14 protein-coding genes are annotated in these 26,610 nt (G+C 49.1%); 1 reads left to right on the top strand and 13 read right to left on the bottom strand.

The window, feature by feature from the left end; all coding sequences use genetic code 11:
- Positions 1-495 precede the first annotated feature (495 nt).
- The 13 genes from KB236_00590 to KB236_00530 all read right to left on the bottom strand — a co-directional run bounded on the left by KB236_00590 (position 496) and on the right by KB236_00530 (position 23,694).
- On the bottom strand, positions 496-2,799 hold the full coding sequence (locus tag KB236_00590; GenBank protein ID UIF29301.1) for a hypothetical protein: 2,304 nt from the start codon (positions 2,797-2,799) through the stop codon (positions 496-498).
- Between the two features lie 329 nt (positions 2,800-3,128).
- Positions 3,129-5,417: a hypothetical protein gene (locus KB236_00585; GenBank protein ID UIF29300.1), complete on the bottom strand. Its 2,289-nt coding sequence runs from the start codon at positions 5,415-5,417 to the stop codon at positions 3,129-3,131.
- A gap of 362 nt (positions 5,418-5,779) precedes the next feature.
- The gene (locus KB236_00580; protein UIF29299.1) at positions 5,780-8,251 is read right to left on the bottom strand and encodes a hypothetical protein; all 2,472 of its coding nucleotides are present in this window, start codon (positions 8,249-8,251) and stop codon (positions 5,780-5,782) included.
- A gap of 612 nt (positions 8,252-8,863) precedes the next feature.
- On the bottom strand, positions 8,864-11,320 hold the full coding sequence (locus KB236_00575) for a hypothetical protein (GenBank protein UIF29298.1): 2,457 nt from the start codon (positions 11,318-11,320) through the stop codon (positions 8,864-8,866).
- A 483-nt stretch (positions 11,321-11,803) separates the two neighbouring features.
- Positions 11,804-14,185: a hypothetical protein gene (locus tag KB236_00570; protein ID UIF29297.1), complete on the bottom strand. Its 2,382-nt coding sequence runs from the start codon at positions 14,183-14,185 to the stop codon at positions 11,804-11,806.
- A gap of 468 nt (positions 14,186-14,653) precedes the next feature.
- Positions 14,654-15,685, bottom strand: coding sequence for a DUF916 and DUF3324 domain-containing protein (locus tag KB236_00565; GenBank protein UIF30251.1), 1,032 nt, complete (start codon positions 15,683-15,685; stop codon positions 14,654-14,656).
- Between the two features lie 154 nt (positions 15,686-15,839).
- A complete protein-coding gene (locus KB236_00560; protein UIF29296.1) occupies positions 15,840-16,532 on the bottom strand; it encodes a WxL domain-containing protein in 693 nt (230 codons plus the stop codon).
- Between the two features lie 542 nt (positions 16,533-17,074).
- A complete protein-coding gene (locus KB236_00555; GenBank protein UIF29295.1) occupies positions 17,075-17,788 on the bottom strand; it encodes a class A sortase in 714 nt (237 codons plus the stop codon).
- 355 nt (positions 17,789-18,143) lie between these two features.
- A complete protein-coding gene (locus KB236_00550; GenBank protein UIF29294.1) occupies positions 18,144-19,532 on the bottom strand; it encodes an FAD-dependent oxidoreductase in 1,389 nt (462 codons plus the stop codon).
- Positions 19,533-19,894: 362 nt separating this feature from the next.
- Positions 19,895-21,256, bottom strand: a complete 1,362-nt coding sequence (locus KB236_00545) for an FAD-dependent oxidoreductase (protein UIF29293.1) — start codon at positions 21,254-21,256, stop codon at positions 19,895-19,897.
- 135 nt (positions 21,257-21,391) lie between these two features.
- The gene (locus tag KB236_00540; protein UIF29292.1) at positions 21,392-21,643 is read right to left on the bottom strand and encodes a type B 50S ribosomal protein L31; all 252 of its coding nucleotides are present in this window, start codon (positions 21,641-21,643) and stop codon (positions 21,392-21,394) included.
- Positions 21,644-21,743: 100 nt separating this feature from the next.
- The gene (locus KB236_00535) at positions 21,744-23,033 is read right to left on the bottom strand and encodes a UDP-N-acetylglucosamine 1-carboxyvinyltransferase (protein UIF29291.1); all 1,290 of its coding nucleotides are present in this window, start codon (positions 23,031-23,033) and stop codon (positions 21,744-21,746) included.
- A gap of 124 nt (positions 23,034-23,157) precedes the next feature.
- Entirely contained in the window at positions 23,158-23,694 is a 537-nt protein-coding gene (locus KB236_00530; GenBank protein ID UIF29290.1) for a TetR/AcrR family transcriptional regulator, read from the bottom strand.
- Positions 23,695-24,147: 453 nt separating this feature from the next.
- Between KB236_00530 and KB236_00525 the strand changes: the two genes are divergently transcribed.
- A complete protein-coding gene (locus KB236_00525) occupies positions 24,148-26,481 on the top strand; it encodes an ABC transporter ATP-binding protein/permease (GenBank protein ID UIF29289.1) in 2,334 nt (777 codons plus the stop codon).
- The last annotated feature ends 129 nt before the right edge of the window (positions 26,482-26,610 follow it).

Raw genomic sequence — 26,610 nt, 5'->3', positions numbered from 1 at the left:
CAACGTTAACTTAACTATCGAACGCTCGCACAAAACCTGATTGAATGACCGTTAATCAGTACACAACAATTGAAAGCAAAAATGCAGACTCCCCTATACTGATTCCCCTATTAACAAAATTCATTATATTAGATTCACAGGTAAAATACAACTCGAAATGTTAACCCCCGTTTTTGCTTTTCTTGCACAAATATTAAATCCCATGAATACAGGATTGCTATGGTCTACTCACGTGTTTAAATGTTTTGTGTTAGCAACTGTCTCCTCGTTTAAAAGCTCAAGACCACTGCTTATAATCTATGCATATTTATCGATTCAACGCATACCATCCTCACAAAAATAATAACACGTAACACATAATTACCGACCCGCAATATAAATTTTCACGCCCCATATCGACTTTACCTGAATCGGTCCAGCTACAAGTCCAAGCCCTTTTTTCGCAAAAAAAAGGAACGTGACTTTCGCCACATCCCTCATACCATTTCTTAACACTCAAGGTACATTCGATAAATCCCAAGTGACGGTTCCTTTATAGTCGCCCACCGCGGCACCGCCATTTAGTTTCAGTAGAATTCCGGTGTCCGACTGCCAGCCATCCGCAATATTAACCGGTTGGTCAGAGCCATCGGACTGGTGATCGGTAATCACCGTGTCCGTTGCTAACGATACGGGTTCTCCAACACCATTACTGTAGACCAATTCACCATCCAACTTCAACGCTGGTACCGTGGTCGACATCAGCGCCGAAGCCCTAGCGGTTAACTTCCAAGGTGTGCCAGCAGCTTCTGTGTCATTAATGTCAAATTTCCAATTAGCGTCGTCTCGCGGCACAGTCTGGGGTCCCCCAGAAATGGCCGCGTTATACACTAAATCTCCTGATGAATCGCCGAATCCAACTGTTCCGATGACGACTGGCACATCCAAAGTACGTGTTTGATTGTCGTTACCATGATCCAAAACATATATTTTTAACGTATAATTTCCAGCGGGTTGCGCAGATAATCTAGGCGCAACTATTCTAAAACCAGAAGCCGGATTTTTATCGCTAAGCGTGACTGGATCTTCACTATTTTGTACAAGCGATCCCTCTACTGTCGAAGATATTGCAACTAAAAGATTACTGTTTGCCGTACCACCGTTGATCTTCCCCGTCACGACTATTGGTTGGCCATGGTTAACATGGTACTCACTTTGATCCAGTTCCAGTGACAACGGACTTGTCGCCGTGCTAAATCGATCAATCGTGGCACTGGCCATGGTGCCATCACCCACAAAATCACTGGTCGTGTCGGTCGTGGAATAGGCCCGGTCATTCTGTACGTATCCCGTCAGTGTAATCTTAGCGGTCTTATTCTGTGCCGACAGCGTCCCGATATTTTTATTTAACGTTTGCCCGGCGCTCACCGTTCCCGTGAGATCACTCATATTCAGATCCTGTGCGGTACCACCGTCTTGGGGGCTTAACGTTCCCGAAGTGATTTTAATACCTTGAGGAATGTGTAACTGGGCATTGATATCTTTCCAGTCCACCCCACTAGACGTTTGTGTAGCGGTGTAAGTTAATTTAACTTTATCACCACCGTTAATCTTGTCGCCGGATTTGACCACGGCACCACTAGTCTCATCGGTCAACTGCGCCGTTGCGGCACCATCCGCTTCGCCCGGAATGTGTTCGAGGACCACATCACTATTCTGGGTGCCATCATTAGACGAATCACTATTCCAACTTTGCCCCGTCGAGCCAGTAATTCCCCAATAGACCTTACCGTTTGCGCTAGATGTTCCCAACTTACTCGTATCCAACGATTCCGATACATACTTATTTGACGATGCCGTTGCGCCAGTCTGGGGATTCACATCATCATAACTATACATCATGGTGCCAATGGTACTACCACTGCTAGGCGCCGTGTAATTCAGCGTTATGTGGTGCCAATTTTGGTCGGCAATCAACGACCCAGTACTGTCTCGGATCAGGCCAAAGTGGTTTTGCGTATAGTAATAATATTCTCGAGGGAAAAGTGCTATACCGTTTTTCCCTTCTCCAGTATTCGCTTCGTACGTGGAGGCCTCCCCTGGATAGCCCGAAGAAATGTGTTCCCCCTTAACGGACTCATTCGGCGTGTGACCGTCTCCATTACCATAACCAGTACCTTCACCCGAATCAAAATCGGAGGGCTCATTATCCGCTAAATTCCACGATGTTAGTAACCCCGAACTCGCATTCCATTTCTCTGTTGGATCAATCTGATTGGCCTCCGTATCAAATTCCAGCGCCCAACTCTTCTGAATCGCCGTGCCAGCAATCGTGTCAGGTCCACCGGTCGTTGACTTGGGATCGGCTCCCCAGACTCCTAATGACTCACCAGTACCCGAAAATTGATTGTTGTTATTGTTTTGCAGGACAAAAGCCAGTCCTTCGCCAGGACTACCCGCAATATCGCCACTGGCATAAACCCACATTGAAAATTTCTGATTTTTATAAAGGTCAAATGTGGGCGTCTGCGACCACACGGCACCGCCCGCATTGTGTTTTCCCAACGACGAAATCTGAATCACACTCATGGGTAGCCGCTGGTTACTTTGCGCAACCTCAGTGTATGCCGCAGAGTTGGTCACCCCAGTACTCCCTAAGGTGCTCGGCTTGTTCAAAAAGGTCTGGCTCACCTTGAGGCCTTGTGGTACGGAAGTAATGGCGTCCGCCCTGGCTGTCGATTCCCCACCAATCTGAGCGCATCCGCAGCCACCTATCAGGGCAACACCTGCCCATACGATCATCCGTTTTCCCAAATTCATCTGATACCCCCCATTTCTCCACTACTCGATCCGAACAATCGACGAGAATCAAGTAATGGCAAAATATATTCACAGATAACTATTTCACACACAAGTATAACACCGTAACGATATTTTCTAGCATAATTATAATCGTTGATTAACTTATTTTGTGGGTAACTATCATGCCCAGCATCAATGCCCGCCTTTACCACACCAAAAAGGCCTGAGACAAAAGCCTCAGACCCGTTGTATCTCGTGGACAAAAGGCAGCTGACTTCGCTTAGAGTTGAGAGCTAACCGCCTTTTTGTTCCACGCCGCTTTCCTTTAACTTTTCAAATCGTTGCCATCATTCAGGTGCCGCCGTCAACGTCCACTGAATTTCTCCGGAATAATCGCCCGGAACGGCACCACCATCGACATCCAGCAAAATCCCGGTGTCAGCCGTCCAGTCATCCGCAACATTCGTCGTCCGTGTCTTTCCATCCGACGTTCCGTTAGAGATCTGCACGGCCGCTGCCCCCAGCTTCTGCTCCTCGGCATCTGGCGCCTGTCTATAGAACAAGTGACCATTCAATTCGTTTCCGGGCGCATTCACACCATTCTTAAACATCCCCGCGGTTTTCGCCGTCAATGTCCACGTACTATTTGATTTCAGACTGTCGTTCACATTCAACGCCCAGTCACCATCCCGTGCCACCGTCTGATTTACACCATTCAGAAATGTCGGTGTAAAAGTCAGGGGCGCGGCGGTATCACCCAGCGTGACCTGACCCATATGGATGGTCGCCGTGGCTGGGTCCGACATGGCACCCTTACCATCGCTGACAAAGAGGGCCAGTGTGTGCGGGTTCGGCGTCGCTGTTAATTGCGCCTTAGGGACTTGTAGCTTAAACGCCCGGGTGTCTCCGGTTCCGGTAATAGTAGCCGTTTGCTTCGTCGCACTGCCACTATCAAAGGCCCCGTAAATCGTCAACGCACTGTTAGCCAAACTCGTATCACTCAGCTTCAAATTACCGGTGATTGTTGCGTCCGTTGCCGCGCCGAGGTTAACAGTCTGGTCCTTACTGGCATTATCCAGCTTAAGCGCCAAGTCTGTCGGCTCAATCTTAAACGACGGGAGCGTAGCCGTTGCCATCCCATTATCACCCAGGAATTCACTCGCGTTCGTGGTATCCGTGACCTGTTGCTTAACGTTGTTAGCAGTCCCGTCAAGCGTAATCGATACCGCATACCCATTTTGTTTCATATCACCAATACTCGTTATCAACGTGTTCGCACTAATACTTGAAGGATCCACTAAAATAGTAGAACCATCGCTACGGTGTACCGTAATCTGGTTGAAGGTCACATCTGCCGGCAACTGTAACTTAGCCAAAACATTCTTCCAAATCACATTACCACTCTCGTAGTTGGCTTGATACGTCAGTTGAACATCATCATTGGCTTTAATTGTATTGTCGCTATCAGTCACGGCCTTATTTGTCGTCGTATCTGTCATCGTAGCGGTAGCCGTTCCTTCAACCTGGGAGGGAACCTGCTCAAAGACGACCAGTGCCGTCTCACTCCCAGTCTCGCTCTCGCCATCGATTTTCTTACCCGTGGACCCCGTGAAACCCCAGTAAACTTTACCATCTGTTCGCGATGCGCCTAACTTATCCAAGTCCACCGGAACCTTCGCGACGTATTCCGTAGACTTAGGGTTACCCGTGCTGGGATCTTTATCGTCAAATTTATAAGTCATCGAGCCAGTCTTACTATCGCTAGTGGGCGCCGTGTAATCGACGGTGATATGGTGCCATGCGCCGTTACCAATAAAGTCCTGCGTGTTATCCCGTAAGATACCATAATGAATTTGTTGATAATAATAATATTTTTTTAAAACGTTTGATGCTGTCTGTTGCGTATAAGTGTCAGCGTCCGCTGGATACCCCGAAGCAATATGCTGACCGGCCACATTCTCTTCAGGAGACGATCCTGAACTAGGATTGTAGCCAAAGCCTTTACCACCATCAAAATAATCCGCTGTCGTCGGCATCGAAAACAATCCAGGATCGGGTGTTGCATCGTTCATGTGCGTGTCAAATTCCAGAGCCCAGCTACTTTGAATGGCTGAGCTGTTAATATCATTCTTGCTACTTCCGGTATCTTTTGCCCAAACTCCCAGCGACTCACCAGGCGCAGAAAACGCGAATGATTGGTTATCCTTTTGCATATTGGGATCATCCTGTAAAACAAAAGCCATCCCGTCAGCCATCTGGCTTGCGTATGAAATATCTTTACCACTGATATAAATCCACATCGAGGCCCGTTGATTCTGATTAAGGTCGAATGTCTTTCCGTTCGACCAAATAGCCCCACCAGCACCGTTGGTATCAAGAGATGAAATCTGCACGCCATCCATGGGGTACAGCGATGAATTCCCCGAATTAGCTAGCACACTCGCCACATTTTTTTGCGTCCCATCTTTGCCGATGCCTGATGGCACTGTAAAATAGGGCGCAACTTTAATCCCTTGTGGCGCCGACTTCATCGCATTTTCTGCAGCAGTATCGGCCTGAGCTACGCACGCATTCCAGCCAATTCCCAGCGACAATAGTGCCACCATTCCTAGTATGATTCGATTCCTCAACTTCATAATTAAGCTTCCCTTTATATTTTAGCCAGCTTGACCCCAGAGCTCTAGGCTGGGGGTTCCACAGCTCATCTGGATAATTCTTAATTTTTAAATTGCGTAATTTAATGCGAGTTATTCACAATTCTCACTTACCATCATTAACCCCAGTGTAGCACCATAGGTTGTTTATTAACTGCAAGAACGTTTTGAACGTTAATATAGTTTTCAAACGTCCGTGTACGGTCCCGGGGTGGGGATAATAAAAAGCCCCCTACCCAGGGAAGCACACGACCATTCCCGTCATGTTGACGGTGGCCGATACCAACCCACTGAGTAGAAGACTTCAGCATTTATTTAGTTATCATTCTAGACTACGACAATCATTATTCCGGCGCATTCTTAAATGTCCACTGGATCATACCAGAATATTTTCCTTCGGTAGCACCACTGTTAACTTTCAACCTAATCCCCGTATCATCGGACCAGTTCTCCGCGATATTCGTTGACTTGGTGGTGCCATCCGAAGAACCACTAGCAATCTTTACTGGCGTCGAATTAAGTTGTGATGTCGTTCCCTGACTATCCGTATAGATCAATGACCCATCAAGGCGTGGTTCCGTGGGTGTCCCATCGCGAAACATTCCGGTCGTCTGCGCATCAAGTTCCCAATCAGTTCCCGAAATCAATGAATTATCAACGGACAGACTCCAGTCATTATCCCGATTCAGGATGCGATTCCCCCCCGTCAACTCTGATGATCCATAAGACAAGTCTCCACTGGCCGCGCCTAGCTGAATGAACCCGGCCGTGATCTCAGTCGAGACAACTGGTGACCGATCCCCAGCCGTATCAGTTGCGTAAAAGCTAATCGTATTCGGTCCCTTGCTTAACTTGTCATTAGCAACGGGATAAGTAAATCCGGTACTGCCATAATCAGGATTAAAGTACTTTTCATCATCCAGCTTAAACGAATCCAGAGACGCTCCATTTGATAAGCTAGGGTGAATCGTGATATCAGACGCAGATATTTTCGAGTCAGCGTCAGGCACCGCAACCCCGATGATCTTCGCATCGTCACCACCACTGTTTACTTGAAGCGTGCTCTTGTCTTTATCAATGTCCATGCTTAAGACTGACTTCTTAGTCGAAAAGCTCGTCAACTTGGCGGCTGAAGTCGCATTACTTCCTTGGAAGTAACTCGTTGTGCTGGCTTCACTAGCATCTGCGTTCTTGATCGTGCCGTACAGCGTAATCTTTCCACCCTGATCGCTGCTCAACGTTAGTCCATTGCCATCGGATCCCAGTGCCACCGGTAGCTTCGTTCCATCTAGCTTGGAAAGGTCAACATCGCCATCGCCACTAGGCGTCGTAACGGTCCCGGAGGTTAATGAAATGCTGCTAGGAATGGACAGTTCGGCATTGATATCCTTCCAGTCTTTAAGTCCACCCGTGCGCTTGAAGTCATACTCCAATTTAACCGGCGTGCCGCCACTTAAAGCCCCCGTGTTACTATCCACGGTAGAGTAACTGCCATCATCACCTTTTTGGCTCAAAGTTGCAGTTGCGGAAGACTCGGCTTCCCCGGGGATTTGGTCAAAGATCACCAAATTGTTAGCAGTCGCTTCCCCAGTTGAACCGGTAAATCCCCAGCGCACTTTCTTATCGCTAGTCAAATTAAACTCACTAAGCTTAATCGGAACGGTTCTTGACTCCGATGAGGCCTGCGGTGCCCCGGTCGACGGATCCTTATCATTAAATGTATACGTCATTTCACCATTAGCGTCTTCATCAGTTGGTGGCGTGTAATTCAGCGTAATGTGATGCCAACGGAAATTTGTCATACTATCGTCGGCCCCGGTCTTACCTTCGTCGAGATAGCCCAGATGAGTCATTTTGTAGTAGTAATAACTCGTTGAATAACTACCCCAAATTGGTAAAGACATCTGATTCCACGTTGTTTTCATTCCAAGTTCCGACTTTGTTGTATACGTAGCCTTGCTCCCAGGATAATTTGAAGCAATGTGATTATCAGCACCTATCGTTCCAGCAGTTCCCGTAGGATCACCGTCTTTGTTAAAAGAATTGAAGTACTGGCCTGCATCGAAAGAAGAAGGACTATAGTTACTATCTAAATCCCAATTGGGGGTAATAGAAATCAGCGGCGTAGTAGGAGGAATATACGAATTATCATGTGTATCAAACTCCAAAGCCCAACTGTTCTGAATAGCCGAACCCGCAAGATCATGACTTGTATATTCAGAGGGATCCATCCCCCAGACACCCATACTTTCTCCGACGCCAGGAACATCCACAGTGGTCGGCTTAGGAAGAAGATCTTCCGTCTTGCCCGTAGTCGTCGTTCCAGAAAAGGCATCTATTCCATCGTTTTGTAGTACGAAGGCCATACCATCACCGACATCGCCATACTTTGGACCACTTAGAAAGACCCACATTGAAGCCGTCTCTGGTTTGCTTAAATCGAACGCCTTGTCAGATGACCAAATCGATCCCCATGAATTTTTTGTGCCGGATGAGGAAATCTGAATGACCGAATTCCCCTTATTTGATGGACTACCAACGCCATCATTTGGTCCCTTTACAACTGCCGAGTTCTTCACAGACGTACCACTTATGCCTGCATTAATCGTGAAATAACTGGAATAATCCGTTGAAGTCAAGTCAACCCCCTGTGGTGCTGCCGCCAGAGCAGCGGAATTAGTATATTTGGGATTACCATCATATGCCGTCGAATCAACACCAACCGCATGCGCTGTTGTCTCCCCCAAAGACCACAGCCCTAGTCCAGCCATGGCCAATATTGCGGCTACCCTCACTATTCCCTTCTTCGTTCCCACCTCAATAACCTCCTCATTCGAAATTTCCGGACTATAATAACGACCTCAACTTAATTGATACAACCCATCACTTAGTTTGCAGTAGTCATCTGCAATAAATCCGCTTTAATTCGCACCGTATGATTAACGCGAGCTAGGTCACTTTCTACCCTTACTCAAGAGCTCACGATTTTCTGCCCTATAGCCATTGCAGCAGCCTCAATCCAATGTATAGCCCATCTTGATAACGCCTCATTTTTTTGAGGAATTCCGTCCCAACACCGGGGGTGAATGTTTATGTAACTTAATTAAGCTTCCTTAGTCTTTAATCGTAAATATTTAATAAGGTTTATAAATACAGTATACCATCTATCGCTTAAAATAACACTGTAAATATTAATGATTTCATCAAAAAGCTAAACCGTCACCGCCATTGCTATACCAGGCATCCTATTGTCCATTAAGTTTTAGGTATCATGCGATAACTTTTTTTACTTACACGATTTCATTGGGGACTAAATTCAGCTTATGTAACATCTTAATTTTATTTTCATTTACCAATAGATGGTTGTTTTTCCCAAAAAAGAAAAAGCCACCCAAATCAATGGATGACTCTTCATCAAATCAATCAAATCAGTAGCTGATACCGTCATTAACAAATGACCACGTAATGGTTCCTTCATAAGCCCCCTGTATGGCATTACCATCGACCTTCAACAGGATACCACTGTCATCCTGCCAATCCTGCGCAATATTTGTGGACGAATCGTCTTCACTGGCCGCTCCATTCGCTACTGGGGTTGCAGAATTATCCAAAGTGATCTCCCCTGCATCCTTATCCTTCTTATAGATAAGTGAGCCATCTAGTGGGGTAGGCACCGCAGTCTGCTCTGTCTTTGTTAGATACATGCCCGTCGTCTGTGCAACCACTTTCCATGGTGTATCCTTAGTCTGCGTATCGTCAACATCCAAGCGCCAATCGGAAGCTCGTTTGACTGTCGTACTCTTCCCCGTTAAAGTAGTTGGCTCAAACGTCATATTCCCACTAGTATGACCAAAGCTAACTGTCCCCGCCACGACCGTGGTATTCACAGTAGTTGAGGTCACTTCATCATCGCCTGAACCATACGAGGCATAAAAGCTAACTGTATTGTTACCGGCGTGTAATTTACTGTTGGCAATTTCATAATCGAAATAAAATGTCGCCCCAACATATGGTGAAACCGTGATTGGAATTTTACTCTGCAACACTGGCGTTTGAGCAACACCATTAATCGAAGGATGAAGCATGATACTTGAGGCCTTGCTCGGATCAGGCGTCCCTGTATTCGTGTATGCAACTGCGGTTCCCCACACATGGGCATTTTCTTTACCACCAAAATTAACCTTTGGTGTTCCTGCATTCGGATCAATTCCCATTGTCAATTTTGAATTAACCTTTGGCGTAATGGTAAACTCTGGTGTTTTAGCAGTTGACGTCGCATTAGAGCCAGTAAAGTAACTTGTCTCAACTGATTGCGATGAATTACTTACATCAGTTGCAATATCTTTGGCCGTTCCTTCCAACGTAATTGTCGCGTGCTGCGTCCCGCTTAAATCCAGACCGCCATTCGCTAAGGGCACGTCAAGAGTTTGCGCCGAATTTGAAGAGGTCTTAATCTTAGAAATATCGACTTTATTATCGTTACTGTCTTTATAACTGGCATCCGGATAACTGATAGTTCCTGAAGTAATATTTAAACCACTAGGAATATTCAATTTTGCATTAACATCCTTCCAATCTTCATCACCATCGGTCCGTCCAAAAGTATAGGTTAACTTAATCGGTGAATTACCTGGAACACTGCCACCAGACTTTACTTCTTGGTAAGAACTACTTTGATTCGATGCATCCTTACTGCTTAGCGTCGCCGTGGCTTCGGTCTGGGCTTGACCTGGAATCTGGTCAAAAATGACTAAATTGTTTTCGGTCGCGTCACCAGTAGACCCCGTGAATCCCCAGCGAACCTTGGATTGTCCACTGGATAGGTTGAACTTATTCAGGTCAATTGGAACCGTCGCATAATCGGTAGAATCTTGCGGTAACCCCGTATCGGGGTTCTTATCGTTATACTTATACGTCATGGAGCCCTTGCCACCAGCAGTGGTTGGCGGCGTGTACGTCACCGTAATGTGGTGCCAACGGTGATCAGACAGATTACCACCACCACCGGTTGCACCTTCATCTAGGAGTCCCTCATGATGCATACCATAATAATAGAAGTTGCCTTGCCAATTTTTTTCCAAAGTTCCGGCAATATACTTGGGACCATCGGCAAATACCTTAGTTCCGAAATAAGTACTACTCTCCCCAGGATAATTAGAGGCAATATGAGTGTCAGTAATCGGCGTCTGATCGGTCGGATCGCTACTACCACTTATGTCATATGAAACTGGATTCCCACTAAGTGTATAACTAACTTTCGGAAACGCATGTATCACGTCGAACAAGTCATACGTAGGTTGCGTCGGAATCGTCTTATTAGGATAGGTATCGAACTCAAGTGCCCAGCTATTTTTAATGGCCGAAGCAGATGGATCCTTTTGGGTGAACATGGAATCTGCCACGCCCCAAACTCCCATAGATTGCCCTGGGCCGGAGTACACGTCCGTCCCACCGTTTTGCAAGACAAAGGCCATCCCGTCACCAACATCGCCTGTCTTTTGTCCACTGGCGTAAATCCACATCGAAGCGGTTTCACTTTTACTTAAATCGAACGACTGATTTTTTGACCAGATCGATCCCCAGGTTTGTTTATCACCGGCCTTGGAAATCTGAATGGCACTGTTTCCCGTTCCGGCCGGGCTCCCGGCCTTTACCAGACTGGCCGAGTTGGTCCCACTGGCGGTCGCAACCGTATTATCAATCGTGAAGTAATCAGAAGCCGTGCCACTCCCCAAGTCGACCCCTTGGGGGGCACCATCTAACGCATCCTGTCCTGTCCAAAACACGGCTGAGTTCGCACTGGCATTAGCGGCACTGCCCCACAGTCCTAGTCCGGCCACGGCACTCACCACCGCCAGCTTTAGTAATCCTTTCTGTATCCACATTTTAATTTCCCCCTCGTTCGGAATTCTCCCGAACCTGTGTAAACCCTCAACTTTATTAAAACGAAATCACTTGACCCTTTTTAATTCAGTATCTTTTCAAACCCCTTTGTAAATTTAGTGAATACTAAAATTGCAAGGGAATCCAACGAATGTTTATAGAAACATTTAACCGTCCTAATAAATATAGTATACCATCAACGGGTTAGAATGGTAAATCAAATTTTCCATCACTTGCTAGTTAAAAAGCGGTGATGCAATTCCTTTCAAACCGGACACACTATTCTTTCACAAGAAGGATTCGTCCTTTACTAGTTAATTAGGGCGTACCTCGTCAAACATGATATAAATTCCCAAAACAAAGTATGTGTAACATCAAACCTATTGGAGGTATTAGAGCATTGTTTCACATGTTTTTCGTCAACTCCAATTGGGTTATTCATAGTAAAAAGCGCTAACCATCAGTGATTAGCGCTTCCTAATGTTCTATTCAACTGAATTCACGAACGACCAGTCGATGGTTCCCGAGTAGGACCCAGCCGTCGCTCCGCCATTGACTTTTAGCCGGATTCCCGTGCTATCGGTCCAATTTGCGGCAATATTCGTGGTGCTAGTCGTGCCGTCCGACGTGCCACTGGCAATGATCGGCGAATCGCGACTATTCAGCGTCGTCGTGCCTGCTGCATTCGTATAGATCAGAGCGCCATCTAACGCCGTCCCATCCGACTTCGTCATTCCCGTCGTCTTTGCCGTCACGGACCAGTCGCTGTCCTTCACCTGACTGTCATCCACGTCCAAGCTCCAGCTATTCTCCCGGGCCGCAATCTGACTGCCTCCGGTTAACGTCGTCGGTTCAAACACCAGGTCACCGCTGGTATGGCCGAAGCCAACCGTGCCCGCCGTCACCGTCGTTGACACCGTAGCGGATTTATCCCCCGCCGTATCGGTGGCGTAGAAGCTAACCGTATTGTCGCCCGCTTTCAGCAAGGCATTACTGATGGGATACTTAAAACCATACTTGACCCCCGTCGTCAGGTCATCCAGATTCTTAGCGTCCTGCTCGACACCATTGATTGTGGGATGAATCGTAATATCTTTATTCGCAACCGTACTATCCGAAGCCACCGCCGCCCCGATCACCGTGGCATCCTGAGTGCTCCCAGCATTGACCTTTAACGTGCTATTGTCTTCATCCAGCGCCATCGACAGGGCCGGATTGACTTTCTTGGTGATCGTAAAGCTCGGCGTCTTGGCCGCAGACGTGGCGTTACTCCCGACAAAGTAGCTGGTCTGGGCCGCCTCGCTCACGTCGCTGGTGCTCCCAACATCCTTGACCTTGCCATACAGCGTAACCGTCGCCTTCTGGGTGCCACTCAGGGTCAAGCCACTATCCGCTAACGGAACGGCAAGCGTCTGTCCCGCGCCCGAAGTGGTTGGCGCCACAATCTTGGAGACATCGACCTTGTTGCCATTACTATCGGTATAGTCGCTGTCCGGATAGTCAATTGACCCCGAGGTAATGTCGATATCATCGGGGATGGTGAGATCACCATTGACGGCCTTCCAGTCCTCATCCCCGCCAGTCCGTTCCAGCGTGTAGGTCAATTTGACTTCACTATCGCCGGGCACAGCATCGCCATCGCTGACCGTATTGGTGTAATCACCAGCATTGTCCTTGGTCTGCATGGTCGCGGCCGCCGTGGTCTGAGCCTCACCGGGAATCTGGTCAAAAATCACCAGATTGTTCTCGGAGTAAGTCCCGGTAGAACCCGTGAAGCCCCAACGGACCTTGGTCTGCCCCGAGGACAGGTTGAACTTGCTCAAATTAATCGGAACTGTCGCATAGTCCGTGGACTTCTGCGGCAACCCAGTATCCGGGTCCTTATCGTTGTAGGTGTAGGTCATCGACCCATCCCCGCCAGAAGTTGTTGGCGGCGTGTAGGACACCGTGATGTGGTGCCACCGATGATCGGAGATATTCCCGGTACCACCGGTAGGACCCTCGTCCAGGAGCCCCTCATGCTGTAAGTTGTAGTAGTAGAAGAAGTCTGTATGCGCAATCTTTTGGCCGGTAAACGGACCCAGCTTCGCACCATTCCCATAAACCGAAGTCCCAGTATAGCTATCGGTAGCGCCCGGATAGTTTGACGCAATATGGGTATCGGTAATCTGACTTTGTGAACTGGGCGAATCGCCCGGGCCGTTGACATCGTAAGAAGACGGTGAACTGTTGAAGAAATCATAGGAGCTGGTCGTCCAACCGATAATACTGCCCAGATAGGTCCCACGCTTCGGGATATCGTCGTTGGGATAAGTGTCGAACTCCAACGCCCAACTGTTCTGAATAGCCGAACTGGCCGGATTGACGTTGGAAAACAGGTCGTTGGCAACACCCCAGACGCCCATGGACTGGCCGGGGCCGGAGTAAGCGTCCGTGTTCCCGTTCTGCAGGACAAAGGCCATGCCATCACCCACGTTACTGGTACCCTCACCACTGGCGTAAATCCACATGGAGGCCGTCTCGGGCTTGCTTAAATCAAACGTCTGGTCGGTGGACCAGATGGCGCCCCAACTGTTCTGCACCCCCGCCTTAGAAATCTGAATGGCGGAGTTCCCGGTTCCCGCCGGACTTCCAGCTTTGACTAGGGACGCCGCATTATCGCCGGTCGCGGTATCCACCGTTTTATCAATCGTAAAATAATTTGAATCCAAGCCGCTCTGCAGGTCCACTCCCTGTGGTGCCCCCGTCAAGGCCGCCGTCCCGGTACTAAAAACCGTTGAATTTGCGCTGGCCGGTCGGGGAGACCAGAGACTCAATCCGGCTACGGTCAACGCCACGATACCCAATACACCTTGTTTGATCGTCATTAACATAACCCCCTCGTTCGGTAGTCGGCCGAACCTGTCATTCCCTCAACTTTAGGTTTATTCATTACCCAGTCATTCAGTCATGGATGATCCCACTAATCCCAGTAAAACTGCTATGCTTTATTAGTTTGTTCGTCATCCTAGTAAATACAGTATACCATCATCTGGGTGAGCTGTTTGGATAAATCGTGGTGTGACGGTGCGATTTTAAGATTGCTTTAAGATACTGATAACACAGCATTATTGAATCAACCACCGGTGAATCGATTTGTTTGCCGGATTATATTTATCAGGATCATTTTTCAATTTGCGTTACATATAATTATATATGTAACGTTGGACTGCATTTGTTCACTGATAACCCGTCAGAAACTTTCCCAACTGATCGGGTAAATATAAATGTACACAAAAAGAGGTTTCATTGACTGAACGTTAATCGTTCCGCCAACGAAACCTCTTTATTTATGCTTAGTCGGTTGTATCCGTATCGTCGTCATCTTTTTTACGGTTCTTCATTAACAGGTAAATAATAATCGCTAACAACAGAACAATGATAACGCCACCGGCAACGAACCACCAGAAGTAATTCTTCTGTGGCGTGTTGATCCGGTTCTTCAAGGAATTAATATCCTTTTGCGTGATCGTAAAGTTCTTAACGAAGTGCCAGTGATAGCCACCCTTGGCGTAAGCATCCAAGGTTAACGTGTAATCGCCAGCCTTCAATTGCGTATCCCCCCATGGAATGGAGTAATTGAAGTTAGTGTTCGGCGCCATCGCCATGTTTTCCTTGGTCTGGGTCAGAACAGACTTAGAACTGCCCTGCTTGGTAACCTTCGACTCAATCTTTAAGGCCTTCATCAGACCCGGACGTGGGTTTTGAAGGTTGGCTTGGATCTGGTTCAAACCGCTAATCTGCCCGGCTTTTACCGTGTGAAGCCGCATGTCAGGGGCGACATCAATGCCGCTCTCCCGCAGGCGCACACCTACAACGTAGGCAAAGGCGTTACTGATCGTTACACCATTCTTCTTACTGCTCGTCTTGTTATCTTTAAGCTCCTTAACGTAAATCCCACCTAAGATCATCCCATCGATTTTCTTAGCTGGCATCTTATAACTCAGGGAAACTTTCTTAGCACTCTTCGCGTTAACCGTGACTTTTTGCGTATTATTCTTGCCAAAGACGTCTTTAATCCCCACTTTCAAGGAACTATCCAGCTTGGGATTGGCTTGGCTATAATCAATGACCCCATTCGTATTGGTCATCGCCTGATTGACGCCCACTTGAAATTTCTTTGTCGACTTGCTCGAATTGTGAATCACAATCGTCAACTTTTGTTGTTGATTTGGCTTCACGCGCAAAGCGAAATAAGTCACCTTCTTATCATCCTGATTTTTCGGCGTAATCGTGCTGACCGAATAACCGACGCTTTCAGCTTTTGCCGTCTTGGTCTGTTGCATCCAACCAAATGCCACCAGCAACGTCCCTAACGTTACTAAAATCCTCAACCAACGTTTCATGATTAACCCAGCCTCCATCATGTTTTGTAAACCGTTTTCTTCATTGTAACAAAGAATGCGGTAGCTGTCGCTACCGCATTCTGAATTTAATATTTAAGGTAATTTCGCTACTTGTTAAAGTTTCTATTCGGTTGAGTTAAGCCGTCACACCAGGCGTGTTGCCAATCGTCCAAGTCAAGTTAGACGTGTAGTTCCCAGCAACGTTACCACCGGCGATAGTCAAATCAGTATCATTAGTCAACCGGTTCATCCAAGTCCCAACACCATTCCCCTTAGCAGCTGAGAGAATCGTAGCTGAATCACCGCCAGCAATGACAGCAGGCGTAGCAGCAACTGCTGGATTCTCGCTAGCATTAGTGTTGTTAGTCGCAACGGCACCCTTAAAGTTAATCGTAGCACCTAACAGATTCGTTGAAGTAGCGTCGTCCTTAACAAAGTTGTCAGCCTTAACGCTCACTGACCAACCATTGCCAGTCCCGGGGTCAACAACAGCCACATCGCTAGGGTCAATGGTAACCTTATTGGCATCAGTAGCACTATTATTAGAAGAATTAGCATTCGTCGTGATTGAAGTGGCCTTGATAGTTTGGGTAGCACCAGTAATCGGCGTACCCTTCGTCTTATCACCGAAGACGAGGTCAGGGGCGGCAACCAACCGAACGGCACCATTATGAGGACCATCAGGATCGGTTGTCCCAGCAGTCAAACCAACAGTAGCGTTCGTCGTCTGACTGTCATTAGTATCAGCCGCATTAGCAGTAACAGTTGTAAAACCAAATCCAGCAGCAAGTGCAAGCGTCGCAATTAATTGTAAAGTTTTTTTAGTCATGATATTTATCTCCCTCAACTTTATTTAGTCATTTACTCTTCTAAACTATTTATCCAAATCCACGTCTCTATTTCAACTCTGCCCCAAGTAGAGGCGCTTCGTTGAATCATCTGATGAACTCATCTGATTACATAAGTTATAATAGCACGCTTTTTTGCTTTTGTCCATAATTAATCATGTGTGGGGAGAATATTTTTTAAGAAACCATTTAATAGCCTACCATTAGGTTTATAGGGTTTCCTATCTGATAGCATAAACGCCGTTAAATCAGTGTTTTGGCCCCGAAATTAGTTCACGTCCAGCTTGACATTTTAGTTTACATTCCAATTTTTAGGCCAAAATTTCCGGTTTCAGCTCATTCGTTTATAGGGTGTTTGCTCACCCCGGCTTTAGTTAATTCGTTAAACCAACTTTGAAAGCGCCTTATTTACCAACCCTTTTAGGGGTTCACCCCATAAAATAATTTTTAAAACTTCACAAACCAAAAAAATTCAAAAAAAATAACATTTTTTGCTTTTTTCGCAAAAAATGTCGATATGTCGTTAATTTTTGTTGTTAAATCCACTGTGGAAGCCCTTTTGAACCGAAATCGGCGCATCCTTATAGGCCATTTGCTTATCGTATTTCCCCCGAATCATCAATCGGTTGGCCCCGGTCGCGTCACAGGTAATCAGCGTGACCAGCTTCTGCTTGGTCTGATCGACCACCTGTACGTCCGTTGCCGGAATGAATTTTCGGACGCTGACTGTGTAGACAAAGACCTGCTTGGCATTGGTTAGGTAGATCTTCTGCCCCACCCGCGTCTTCCAATACAGCGGGCTAAACAGAATGGTCTGCGAGGTCATGTGATGCCCGGCCAACGGGTAGTTTCCCTGCCCCATCTTCTGGTCCGGACGCATGGTCCCCGCCGTCAGCGCCAGCACCTCATTGCTGACCCCCTTAGCGATGGGCAAGTGAATCTTCGACTGTGGCATGTAAATCTCACCGACCACGTGGATATTCGCTGTATTCCAGCGGGCGTTGGCCACCGTCGAGAAGTCCAGCGACTTCACCTTACTGAAGTCGTAAGACGCCTTCTTCTTTTCGTTTTGCCGCACGGACTTTTTGGAGATCTGCGGTTGATAGGAAGAAATCAGCCAATTTTTGATCTGCTCGTTGAAGATTAGCGCCAGCGAAATAATCACCAAAATGATGAAAATCGTGGTGCCAAACCACCGCCAACGATGCTTAGGCTGTTTGGATTGTTGATCTGCCATAATTTACGTTCACTCCCCCGTACACACTCTCTGATTGAAATTCTACCCCAATTGCAGGCAAAAACAAAGCCAGACCTTCCAACGCCGTCAGTTCTCGTCTAAACGCCAACCATTTCTGCCGATTAGTAAACCAAAAGGGCGGCTAGCAGCTTCAGGCCACTCACCACCCCATCATCATTTAGTTATCCGGCTAAAAGCGAGGGAAAAGACCGCCCTTTGGCTTTTCCCGGTCCTGCCCACAGCGTCCCAGACCAAATTTGGCGAACGGTAAGGCGGTCAGTACGCGACTATCATATTATGATAGGTGTTATCCTTGTCACACTACGGATCCTAGCTATTTTATAGCTTTCAGCCTTTAGTTATCTGGTGTAATCCCAGCCGTTACTCGCGGCTGGTTATTACCGCGCCGGGCTTCTTGGGCCACCGCCATCTGGGCTGCGAGATTCAAGAAATTAAAGGTGTCATTGAAGTTCGGGTTGAACAGCATGTCCACGAAGGCCAGATCGTCAATCGTATTGCGGTTCTGAATGGCCAGCGACACGGCATTGGCTGACTGCGCCACCTCGTGTTTACTGAAGAGCTGCGCCCCCAACACGCGCCGATCGTCACGGTCGTAGACCAGATTAATTAACAGCTTGTCCGTGGTCGGCATGTACGTGGGCCGCCACGTGCTCTCGAAGGTCACACTATCCGCATGCAGTCCCGCGGAGTGCGCGTGTCGCAACGTTAACCCCGATGAGGCCAGCGTCCGCCCAAAGATCTTGATAGCCGATGTGGCTTGGGTCCCCATGTACCGCTGGATGTGGCCAAAGACGTTGATCCCGGCCAACATCCCCTGCCGCACGGCGTTGGTCGCCAGTGGCGTGTACGCCGGCTGCCCCGTGGGATTAAAGTTCACCACGCTGGCATCCCCACAAGCGAAGATGTCCGGATTCGATGATTCAATGTAATCATTGATAATGATAGCACCGTGCCGGTCCATTTTGACCTGCCCCCGTAACAACGACGTGTTGGGCACAAAGCCCGTGCTGACAATCGCGACATCCGCCCGGTAGACGCCATTCAACGTTTCAATGGCTAAGCCCTGCTCATCCTGGGCAAAGGCCGTCACCCGGTTATTCAAGACCACTTCCACCCCCTGCTCGCGCAAGATATCGACGACCTTGTCCGACAGGTTCTGATCAACGTAATGGTCCAGCAGAATGTCTTGTGACTGAATCAGCAAGACATCGTGTCCGGTCCGCGCGTAACTCTCGGCCAGTTCCGTCCCAATATAGCCCCCACCGATGATAGCGATACGGTTGTGGTCCTTGGCCGCCTGGTAGACCGCCTTGGCCTGTTCGTAATTCTTACACAGGAGCACCATGTCCTCATCAATCCCGAAGATCGGGGGAACGTTGACCGTCGAGCCCGTCGCCATGATTAACTTGTCGTAGTGGTCCGTCGTCAGGTCGCCCGAGTCCATATCGACCACGTCAACCGTCTTGGCCTCGGCGTCAATCTTAATTACGTTATGGCGCGTTAAAACGTTGGCGCCCAAGCGCGTCAGCTCCTCTGGTGACGAATAGAACATGTCCTCGAGGTGCTTCACCTGGCCGTCTAGAAATAGTGAGATACCGGTCGACAGGAACGAAACGTTCGTGTGCCGTTCATAGATCGTCACGTCCGTTTCCGGATGATCCCGTAAAATTTGGATAGCGGCGTTAGTTCCCGCATGTGTACTGCCGACGATAATGACCTTCATCAATGGTTCCCCCTTGTAGTCTTCAGAATCTACTCTTTTTCAGCGATAACGGCCGCCCGCAAACGGCCCCGAATGCCACGTCTAACCCACAGTGTCACGCGTCCGCTGAATAAGTTGTCCAATGGTTGGATAATTTGTATCGCCAAACCCTGATTTCACAAGGTTTGCTCGTCCTTTGTCACCTTAGCGACGGATTGCCGTAAGTTTTAGTTCTGACAATGTATTGTCCACCAATTAACTGAAATTGTCAAAGCAAAAGATAGTCGGCGCGGATAAAATCTGAAATTAGTCGGGGCACCGTCCAAAAATAACCGTATCAGAGTCCCCACAATTCCCATCATTCCGCGATTAATCGCCGATCGTCAACCGGGGTACGATTGGTCAGCTTGGGCCTCCTGCGCCACCGCCAACTGCGCCACCAGATTCAGATAGTTAAAGGGCGCATCGAAGTTGGGGTTAAAGAGCATGTCCACGAAGGCCAGGTCATCGATGGTATTACGGTTCTGAATCGCGATCGACACGGCATTGGCCGACTGCGCCACCTCGTGTCTGCTAAAGAGCTGAGCGCCCAGAATACGCCGGTCGATTTGGCTGTAGACCAGGTTGATCGTCAGATCGTCCGTGCTTGCCATATAGGTGGGGCGCCAAGTCCCATGATAGGTAACACTGGCGGCCGGCTGCTGGATCGTTTGCGCCTGACGTAGGGTCAGCCCCGTGGAGGCCAGCGTGTGCCCAAACAGTTCGATGGCTGAGGTCGCCTGCGTACCCAGATACCGTTGAATCCGGCCGAACACGTTGGTCCCTGCCAGAATTCCCTGACGCACCGCACTGCTGGCCAAGGGCGCATAGGCCGTCCGCCCAATGGGATTGAGGTTCACCACACTAGCATCCCCACAGGCCAAGATATCCGGGTCCGAGGTCTGAAGATAGTTGTCAATCAGAATTGCTCCGTGCCGGTCCATCTCAACCTGACCGCGCAACAGCCGCGTATTGGGCACGAACCCGGTACAAACAATGGCAAAATCCGCGTGATAGGCGGCCGTGGCCGTCTTAATCACCAGCGTCTCGGCCTGCTCCTCGAATTCGGTGACCCGGCTATTCAGGACCACGTCAACCCCCTGTTGGGTCAAGAGGTTCACCACGGCGGCCGACAGATTCGCGTCGACATAGTTATCCAGCAACTGATCCTGCGACTGGATTAAGCGAACAGCGTGTCCCGTCCGCGCATAGCTCTCGGCCAGCTCGGTCCCGATATAGCCCCCACCGACAATCGTGATGCGGTGGTGGTCCTGAGCCACCTGATAGATCCGCTTTGCCTGTTCGTAGTCCTTGCAAAGTAGTACCCGATCACCCTCGATACCGCGAATCGGCGGAACGTTAACGGTCGACCCCGTAGCCATGATGAGCTTGTCGTACCCGTCCATGACAACTTGACCCGTGGTCATATCCACGGCGGCCACCTGCCGTTTGTCCGCGTCAATTCGCAGCACGTTATGCTGCATCTTAACCGTTGCCCCCAACCGCGTCAGCTCAGCCGGCGAGGTGTAGAACATGTCCTCGAGCCGTTTCACCTGACCGTCCAGAAAGAGCGAAATCCCCGACGACACGAAGGATACCGTGCGTTGGCGTTCGTAAATGGTGACGGCCGTCTCCGGATGATCCCGCAGAATCTTCAACGCAGCCTGGGTCCCCGCGTGTGTACTCCCAACAATGACAACTTTCATCTCAGTTTCCTTTCTTTTCTCAAAACCACACGCTGTGGGCTTCCGCTATTTGTCCACCATTTCGCCGTGATTTCTCTACAAAAAAACCGGCAACAGTCAAAAACTGCCACCGGCGACAAATCATATTTATTATAATTAGTCGTTTGCCAAACCGTATTTCTTGTTGAACCGGTCCACAGCACCATCGGCTTGAGTAAACTTTTGCTTACCCGTGTAGAATGGGTGTGAATCTGAAGAAATTTCGACACGGATTAATGGGTAAGTGTTGCCATCTTCCCATTCAACCGTTTCGTCAGAAGTTGCCGTTGAACCAGATAAGAACTGGAAACCAGTACTTGAATCTTGGAACACAACTTCGCGGTAATCTGGATGAATTCCTTGCTTCATAATGTATTACGCTCCTTTGCCCTGGTCCATTTACTGAGCCAGAGATTGATTTAATCGTCAACCGTTGAATTATACCATGAAAACACAGTGTGAGCAATGATTAATCTTGGCCGTTTTCTACCAAACTTTCCTTACTCACAATTTCCACGTCGGCGTTAAGCGCCGTCAACTTGTCAACGATGCGGTCATAGCCGCGTAAGATATTGTCGGCGCCCTGAATCTCAGTGTCGCCCGCCGCCATTAATCCGGTGATGACCAAGGCCGCACCGGCCCGAATCTCACCGGCCTGAACTTGGCTTCCAATCAGATCGTCACTCGGATCGATCACAATCATATCGTCTTCTGAACGAATGTTGGCCCCCATCTTGCGCAACTCGGCAATGTGCATGATGCGCTTGGGGTAGATGGTGTCGATGACGACGCTACTCCCATTGGCGCGGAACAGTAGCGGCGTTAATGGCTGCTGCAGGTCCGTCGCGAAGCCCGGGAACGGCATCGTTTTAATCCGAATCGGCTTGAGATTCTCCGTGCGGGGCACGTAGATGCTGTCCTCGCTAATCTCTAGCGGCACACCCATCTCAATCATCTTTGCCGTGAAAGCTTCCAAATGTTCCGGGATGACGTTCTTAATGACAATCCCGTCGCCCACGGCCGCAGCCATGGATAAGTACGTGCCGGCTTCAATCCGGTCGGGGATAATCGTGTGGGTGTTCATCGCCCGCAACGTTGGTACACCCTCGATCCGAATGACATCGGTCCCGGCTCCCCGGATGTGGGCGCCCATGTTGTTCAGGAACGTGGCCACATCAATGATTTCTGGTTCTTTGGCTGCATTCTCGATCACCGTCGTGCCAACTGCCTTGACCGCAGCCAGAATGGAGTTGATCGTGGCCCCCACGGATACCATATCTAAGAAGATCCGCGCGCCATGTAAGCCCTCGGGTCCCGTCGTAATCCGTACGGTCCCCTCGTGTTCCTCTACCGCCGCCCCCAAAGCCTCGAAAGCCTTGATGTGCTGGTCGATCGGCCGGGGACCAATGTTATCGCCACCCGGGAAACTCAGCGTGGCCCGTTGGAACCGCCCCAACAAGGACCCCATAAAATAGTAAGATGCCCGCAAACTCTTGATTGCTTTACTAGGTAGCGGTGCTTCCACGATCTCGGTCGGGTCAATCGTTAAGACCCCGTCTTCAAACGTCGAATGCACGTTCATTGATTTCAGAATTAACATTAAATTGTGCACGTCCAGGATATCCGGGACCATATCAAAACGGACCGGGGTATCAGCTAGAATTGCTGCCGGAATTAAAGCCACTGTGCTGTTTTTGGCGCCACCAATCGTCACTTCTCCAGAAAGACGACGGCCGCCGTGAATTATCATTTTTTTCATTATGAAGCTATCCTCACTTAATAATCTTCCATTTAATTCCATACAGTCAGATACCATGATAAATAATGCCGGGCAAAAAGACAATACTTTCCCGGGATTCTGGCTAAAATGTAATATTAGCCCACTACAAGACCTCGTCTCGGAGGTCATCAAGGTTCCGCGCTAAGATGGTGTCGATAATGATTTGCGTCAACTGATGCGGGGTCTCGGGCATCCCGTCCTTCACCCACTTTTTCAAAATATTCTGCAGGCCGGCACCAATGTACACGCCCTGATAATCCGCAATTAACGGACGGTGCGGTTTGGTTCGGGCCAACAACGTCTGCATGCGATCGAGTAGCTGGGTCTTGCCTTCCACGAAGACCAGATTACTCAGTTTCTTATCCTCATAGAAGGCCGTCAGCAGATGCTCCAACGCCTGACTCGGCGTCGCTCCCTCTAGGGGATGAAGCGAGCGGACAAAGGCCTTCTCGATGCTTTCGACGCAATCGTAGACGTCCGTATAGTACCGGTAGAACGTGGTTCGGTTCACGTCGGCTTGCGCACAAACCTCGGTTACCGAAATGGCGTTAATCGGTTTACTCTCTAATAGGGAGAGGACGGTCTCCTGAATGACCCGTTGCGTGTACCGCGCGCGCCGATTGTTTTTCACAACAACCATAACTTTCACTCCTAGCCTACTTAACCCTAGCGGCCACCTGTCACCGGCCCGCCTAACAGATTAAATTATAAGCAACTTTACGTGCGCTTTGACTGAACTTCCTGTAAAGTTAAACCCATCAGTATCAGCCGCTACGCTCTTTGGCCAAACGACATTGCCGTTTGATTAGCCACATTTTCTAACGACCCGGCCCTACCGTCACGCAACAACTCTCGCAGCCGGTAAGTTCCGTGACTTAACTAACCTTGTCCCAGTTCAGGGACTGGTTGACTTACCATGACCACAACAGTATTCATAAAAGTGTCGCTTTGACAACAGTTCTGCTTACATTGCCGCTTGTCAAACCACTGATTTATTTTTATCATGTAAGACACGGTGTTGCATTAATGTCTAGTTTATCAGAAATCCACCGTGAACAACAGCTGAATTCAAAAAATGGAAGGATTATTTTAAATGCTGGAACTCAAACATATCAAAAAGTATTATTACGTGGGGGATTCCGTAACCAAGGCCCTCGACGACGTTTCCGTTGCGTTCCGTTCCCAAGAATTCGTCGCTATCCTGGGGCCCAGTGGCTCCGGGAAGACGACCCTGCTGAACGGAATCGGGGGCTTAGACATTTATGATTCCGGTGACCTGGCCATTGAAGGCCGCTCCACCAAGGATTACTCCGCCGCCGACTGGGATGCCTACCGGAATAATTCCGTCGGCTTCATTTTCCAGAGCTACAACATTATCAGCCACCTGAGTATCCTCGACAACGTGGAAATGGGAATGACCCTGAGTGGTGTCTCCAACGCCGAGAAGAAGGAAAAGGCCCTCAAGGCTCTCGACCGCGTGGGCCTGACCGACCACATCAACAAGAAGCCCAACCAATTATCCGGTGGGCAACTGCAGCGGGTCGCCATCGCACGGGCGATTGCCAATGAACCGGAGATTCTCCTGTGTGATGAACCAACCGGGGCGCTCGACACCGCCACCAGCGAAGAGATCATGAAGCTCATCAAGGAGCTGTCGGCCGAACGACTGGTCATCATGGTGACGCATAACCCCGACCTGGCCCACGAATACGCCGACCGGATCATCGAGTTCGCCGACGGTCAGATTCAACACGACTCCGCCCCCTACGACGGCCATACCGATGCCGCACAGTTCAAGTTGAAGAAGACCAAGATGACCTTCTGGACCGCGCTGAAGCTGTCCTTTAACAACATTCGGACCAAGAAGGGCCGGACCGCGCTGACGGCCTTCGCCTCCAGTATCGGGATCATCGGGATCGCCATTGTTCTGGCCCTGTCCAACGGGTTCCAGACCCAGATCAACAAGACGCAGGCCAACACGCTGGCGCAGTTCCCGATTACCATTTCGCAGACGGCGCAGGACTCGACGACCACCGGGCCGCAGAATGACAAGAAGACCACCAAGTCCAACAAGGTCGTGGCCAAGGTCAGCGACGCCGATAAATCCGTCCACCAGAATAAGATTACCAAGGGTTACTTAAAATATGTTAAAAACATTAACCATAGCTTAAGCAAGAATATCACCTACACCTACGCCACGGGGATGAATCTCCTGCGGCAAACCGATGGAAAGACCAAGACCGTTAGCTTCTCCAACACGGACAGCAGTAGTGCCAACAGTGGCAGTGCCATGTCCGCGGCCATGGCCAGCTCAACCGGAGTTGGCGGGTCCGTTTACCCAAGTGCTAGCGATGGTGGGACGAACTTCCTGAAGAAACACTACAAGGTGCTGGCCGGAAGCTATCCGAAGAGTGCCAACGACGTGATTCTGCTGGTCGACCGCGATAACTCGACCAACATCAACGCCTTGAAGAATCTGAACTTTGACGTCAAGGATAATCAGAAGTTAAACTACAACAAGATTGTCGGGACTAAGCTCAAGGTCGTCAACAACAACGACTACTACCAGAGCTTACCGACTGGTAATTACGTGCCAAACAAGGCGACCAACAGCCTCTACAACAATAAGAACAACACCACGATTCGGATTGCTGGTATCTTACGGGTCAAGTCCAAGTCCTCTGAAAACGTATTGTCTTCCGGAATTATTTACAGCGATAAGTTGACCCAGAACATCATCAAGGCCAACAAGAATTCCGACATTGTCAAGGCTCAGAAGAAGGCCGACAGTAACGTCATGACCGGCCAATCCGTCAACAAGGATACCAAGACCAGTCTGGTCAGCTACCTTGGGGGCTCGACCACGCCATCTGGCATCCTCATCTACCCGAACACCTTTAAGAACAAGGACAAGGTGCTCAAGTACCTGGACAAATACAACCACGGCAAGAGCAAGGCGGACAAGGTCATCTACACCGACATGGCCGGGACCGTTTCCGACCTGACCGGCGGCTTGATGAGCGCGATTACCTACGTACTGGTGGCCTTCGCTGGGATTTCACTGGTCACGAGTATGATTATGATTGCCATCATCACCTACACGTCCGTCCTCGAACGGACCAAGGAAATTGGAATTCTGAAGGCCTTGGGGGCGCGGAAGAAAGATATTACCCGCGTGTTTGACGCCGAAACCTTTATCCTCGGCGTTGGTTCTGGGGTCCTGGGGGTTGTCATCGCCTGGCTACTGACCTTCCCTATAAACGTGGTCTTGAAGAATGTAACCGACCTGAGTAACGTGGCCCACTTGAATCCGGTCCACGGGATTGTCTTGATTGTAATCAGCACCGTGCTGACCATGATTGGGGGACACATCCCCGCCCGGATGGCCGCCAAGAAGGATGCGGCCACGGCATTGCGTTCGGAATAATGACGCGTGTTGCCTGCGGCTGTCAGGGTTCCCAAGTCGCGGGCTGACGGCTCAAAACGAGAGACAAGACCGCCCTTTGGCTTTTACCGATCCTACCCACAGCGATTCAGACCAAGTTTGGCAAACGGT

It is taken from the genome of Levilactobacillus brevis (genome assembly GCA_021383565.1).
GTDB lineage: Bacteria > Bacillota > Bacilli > Lactobacillales > Lactobacillaceae > Levilactobacillus > Levilactobacillus brevis_B.
This window is presented reverse-complemented; position numbering and strand designations above follow the sequence as displayed.

Excerpts from the sequence above, each read along its gene's own strand:
- KB236_00590 (UIF29301.1), bottom strand. The coding sequence starts at position 2,799 with ATGAATTTGGGAAAACGGATGATCGTATGGGCAGGTGTTGCCCTGATA.
- KB236_00585 (UIF29300.1), bottom strand. The coding sequence starts at position 5,417 with ATGAAGTTGAGGAATCGAATCATACTAGGAATGGTGGCACTATTGTCG.
- KB236_00575 (UIF29298.1), bottom strand. The coding sequence starts at position 11,320 with ATGTGGATACAGAAAGGATTACTAAAGCTGGCGGTGGTGAGTGCCGTG.
- KB236_00570 (UIF29297.1), bottom strand. The coding sequence starts at position 14,185 with ATGACGATCAAACAAGGTGTATTGGGTATCGTGGCGTTGACCGTAGCC.
- KB236_00560 (UIF29296.1), bottom strand. The coding sequence starts at position 16,532 with ATGACTAAAAAAACTTTACAATTAATTGCGACGCTTGCACTTGCTGCT.
- KB236_00555 (UIF29295.1), bottom strand. The coding sequence starts at position 17,788 with ATGGCAGATCAACAATCCAAACAGCCTAAGCATCGTTGGCGGTGGTTT.
- KB236_00550 (UIF29294.1), bottom strand. The coding sequence starts at position 19,532 with ATGAAGGTCATTATCGTCGGCAGTACACATGCGGGAACTAACGCCGCT.
- KB236_00545 (UIF29293.1), bottom strand. The coding sequence starts at position 21,256 with ATGAAAGTTGTCATTGTTGGGAGTACACACGCGGGGACCCAGGCTGCG.
- KB236_00540 (UIF29292.1), bottom strand. The coding sequence starts at position 21,643 with ATGAAGCAAGGAATTCATCCAGATTACCGCGAAGTTGTGTTCCAAGAT.
- KB236_00535 (UIF29291.1), bottom strand. The coding sequence starts at position 23,033 with ATGAAAAAAATGATAATTCACGGCGGCCGTCGTCTTTCTGGAGAAGTG.
- KB236_00530 (UIF29290.1), bottom strand. The coding sequence starts at position 23,694 with ATGGTTGTTGTGAAAAACAATCGGCGCGCGCGGTACACGCAACGGGTC.
- KB236_00525 (UIF29289.1), top strand. The coding sequence starts at position 24,148 with ATGCTGGAACTCAAACATATCAAAAAGTATTATTACGTGGGGGATTCC.